The sequence below is a fragment of the Mycobacterium sp. genome (genome assembly GCF_035314665.1).
Taxonomy (GTDB): domain Bacteria; phylum Actinomycetota; class Actinomycetes; order Mycobacteriales; family Mycobacteriaceae; genus Mycobacterium.
In genome coordinates this window covers 1-3,459 of record NZ_DATFZD010000421.1, presented here as the reverse complement: position 1 = coordinate 3,459, position 3,459 = coordinate 1, and the positions used below count along the sequence as shown (strand labels likewise).

The 3,459-nt window shown below is 63.5% G+C and carries 3 protein-coding genes and 1 pseudogene; all 4 read right to left on the bottom strand.

Features of this window, described 5'->3' with window-relative positions:
• The coding region (locus VKI00_RS30370; RefSeq protein WP_324446564.1) for an MMPL family transporter at positions 1 to 1,549 on the bottom strand (1,549 nt) is incomplete at its 3' end.
• A pseudogene (locus tag VKI00_RS30365) lies at positions 1,546 to 1,812 on the bottom strand (MmpS family transport accessory protein); the annotation flags it as partial. The gene VKI00_RS30370 and the pseudogene VKI00_RS30365, both read right to left, overlap by 4 nt.
• Positions 1,813 to 2,016: 204 nt before the next feature.
• A complete protein-coding gene (locus tag VKI00_RS30360; protein WP_414687340.1) occupies positions 2,017 to 2,637 on the bottom strand; it encodes a TetR/AcrR family transcriptional regulator in 621 nt (206 codons plus the stop codon).
• 289 nt (positions 2,638 to 2,926) lie between these two features.
• A partial coding sequence (locus tag VKI00_RS30355) for a dienelactone hydrolase family protein (protein ID WP_324446560.1) occupies positions 2,927 to 3,459 on the bottom strand: 533 nt, incomplete at its 5' end.

Below are 3,459 nucleotides of genomic sequence, written 5' to 3'. Positions count from 1 at the left end.
TCTTGTCAATCTCGGCGACCTGTTTGAGCAGGTCAGCGGCGCGGTCTTGCTGGTATTTCAGGTTTTCGATCTGGCCGGTGCTTTGCGCGCTGATCTGAAACGGTATCGAGGTGTGATCCAGCGGAGTGCCCAACGGCCGGGGGATGGATTGGACCTGGGCGATCCCGGGAGTGTGGAAGACGGCCTTGGCCACTCGCTCCAGCAAGATCATATCGGCCGGATTCCGCAGATCATGATCGGTCTCGATCATCAACAGTTCGGGATTCAGCCGGGCTTGGGAGAAGTGCCGCTCGGCGGCGGCATAGCCGATATTGGCCGGGGCGCTGGCAGGCATGTAGGAGCGGGCGTCGTAGCTGGTCTTGTATCCCGGTAGCGCGAGCAGACCGATCAGGGCCACCGCCACGCTCACCACGAGAATGGGTCCGGGCCAGCGCACGATGGCAGTGCCGATGCGCCGCCAGCCCCGGGTGCGCATCGCGCGCTTGGGTTCGAACAGACCGAAATGGGGGCCGATGGTCAGCACCGCCGGCGCCAGGGTGAGCGCGGCCACCAGCGCGACAAGGACGCCGATTGCAGCGGGAACGCCCAGGCTCTGAAAATACGGGAGCCGGGTGAAGCTCAGACAGAACACCGCGCCGGCAATCGTCAGGCCCGAACCCAAGATAATGTGCGCGGTCCCCCGGTACATCGTATAAAAAGCTGGTTCCCGATCCTGCCCGGCGAGGCGCGCTTCGTGATAACGGCCCAGGATAAAGATTGCGTAGTCGGTTCCGGCGGCGATGACCAGTAACGTCAGCAGATTAGTCGAATACGTCGACAACCCGATGATCCCGGAGTTCGCCAGAACGGCGACGACTCCGCGGGCCGCGGTCAACTCAATCATCACCGTGAAAAGCACGAGAATAACGGTGACGGAACGGTAGACGAAAAACAGCATTATTGCGATCACCGCTATAGTGATGAGGGTGACCTTCAGGGTACCTTTGCTGCCCACCTCGAACTGATCGGTGATCAGCGGCGCGGCGCCGGTGACATAGGCCTTGACCCCGGACGGCGGCGGCGTGTGGTCCACGATGTCGCGCACAGAATCGACGGACTGATTGGATAACGTCTCGCCCTGATTGCCGGCGAGATACACCTGCACTAACGCCGCCTTGCCGTCGGCGCTCTGCGAGCCCGCCGCCGTCAGCGGGTCCCCCCAGAAATCCTGAATGTGCTCCACATGCTTCGTGTCTTGGGAGAGCTTTCGAATCAGGCCGTCGTAGTAGTGGTGCGCGTCGGCACCGAGCGGCTGATCGCCCTCCAGGACGATCATGGCCGCGCTGTCGGAATCGAACTCGTGAAACACCTTGCCGATGCGTTTACTGGCCTGCAGGGACGGCGCATCCTGGGGGCTCAGCGACACGTTATGCGCTTGGGCAACCTTCTCCAATTGCGGCACGAAAACATTCGTGATCGCGGCCAGGGCCAGCCAGAACATCGCGATCGGCACCGAAAGCCGCCGGATCATCTGCGCAAACGAAGGCCGCGGGAGGTGATGGTTGATCATCCGGACTTGTCCGAGCAGAAGGTGTAGGCGTTCACCGTGTTGACCGATCTCTCGTCTTTGACCACACCGTCGATGGTGATGCGGCAGCCGATGGAATCGCTATCGCCCTGGGCCACAACGGTGGCGAACACCGCGGGCTCTGTCGTCGTGACGTCGTATGACCACGGCAGGGCCGTGTCATCAACGCGCTGCGGTTGGGCATTGACATCCAGGTAGTTGATCGACGCCACCGTGCCCGGCGGCCCGAAAACCTCAGGGACCACGTCCACCCTCGTCTGACCATGCGGCCAATCGAAATCCGATTCACCCGTTAGCCTTTTCGATAAACGGTGACACGATCGCCTGGGCGAGATCAACCTTCCTGCCCTGAGCGGGCTCGACTGCAAAACAGTACGGTACCGGACCGGGCCGGGCAAGGCATGACGGCGTGCCCATTCACACGCGCTGGCCAGACGTCGTGAACCGCCTTACCCGGTGGGTCGGGTGAGGCTGGGGATCATGACCTCATCGACGAGGGCTTGCACGGTGTGACGGGTGGGGGGCTCACCGGGCATGAGGCACCGGGATATCAGGTAGCGAGGCATCAGGTCCCAGAGTTCGTCGATGATCGCGGCGTCGTCGATCTCGCCACGGTCGACGGCCTGCCGCAGGATGTGGTTGACCAAGGCTTTCCGCTGCTCGAGGAACTGCTGCATTGCGTCGTTCAGCGCGGGGTTGCGCGACACCTCGACAAGCACCGCGCGCATGGTGCTGGCGTGCGCGCCGGCCTCCTGGCACACCAGCTCTCCCAGTCGCAGCAAATCGCCCCGCAGCGTACCGGTATCAGGCGGCACCGCGACCTGGCGGACGCCCTCGATGAACGCCGCCAACACCAATTCGGCTTTCGACGGCCAACGCCGGTACATCGTGGCTTTGCTGGCCCGGGCGGTGGCCGCGACCGCCTCCACCGTCAACCCCTCGTACCCGTGCTGCTGCAGCAGCCGCAACGTCACCGCAAGCAACTCGGTCTCCCGCGGCGACCACGGTGAGGACTCCGCGGTGCGATCGGCGATCTGGCTCACAACGCCACCATAGAACCATTGCGGCAGTACAGACCAGTACCGTACTGGCGAAACCGCACGGCGGGATGACGTTCAGCGCGTGTCCCTCAGCCCTGACCCAAAGGTCCAGGGGACGGCCCCTTTCGTGGAGCACAGCCCGATGAAGCTGAAGCTGGGCAAATTACTCACCATGACCGAATCGGAGTGTAGGTTCCCATTTTTCGTGTCATCCGGCGATCCGCTGACCTGCGACGATGCAAGTTGTCTCACGCAATGTCATCGGGCTGCGGCACACTGCGATGCCCGATGTATTGTCCACCACGGCTTGCGTGATGCTTTAGCGGTTGAGCGCTGCAGCGCTTAGGTGGTTGACGAACCAGTCCCGGGCCAGCACCGCAACCTTCTCCAAAGTGCCCGGTTCTTCGAAAAGGTGGGTGGCGCCCGGAACCACGGCCAGTTCGCATGGGCCCGCCATCACCGCCTGCGCGCGTCGATTCAACCCCAGAACCATCTCGTCGCGCCCACCCACGATCAGCAGTGTGGGCGCGTGAACTTTGGTCAGCGACTCTCCCGCCAGATCGGGCCGACCACCGCGTGAGACAACCGCGCCCACCTTCACCCGCGGATCGGCGGCCGCGACCAGCGCCGCTCCCGCCCCGGTGCTGGCGCCGAAGTAGCCGACCGGCAGCGACGCGGTGTCGGGTTGGGCCGCCAGCCAGCCGGTGACGTCGACCAGGCGTCGTGCCAGCAGCTCGATGTCGAAGACGTTAGCGCGGTGACGTTCCTCCTCCGGAGTGAGCAGGTCAAACAGCAACGTGGCCAGTCCGGAACCGTTCAGCACGTCGGCGACGTAGATGTTGCGCGGGCTGA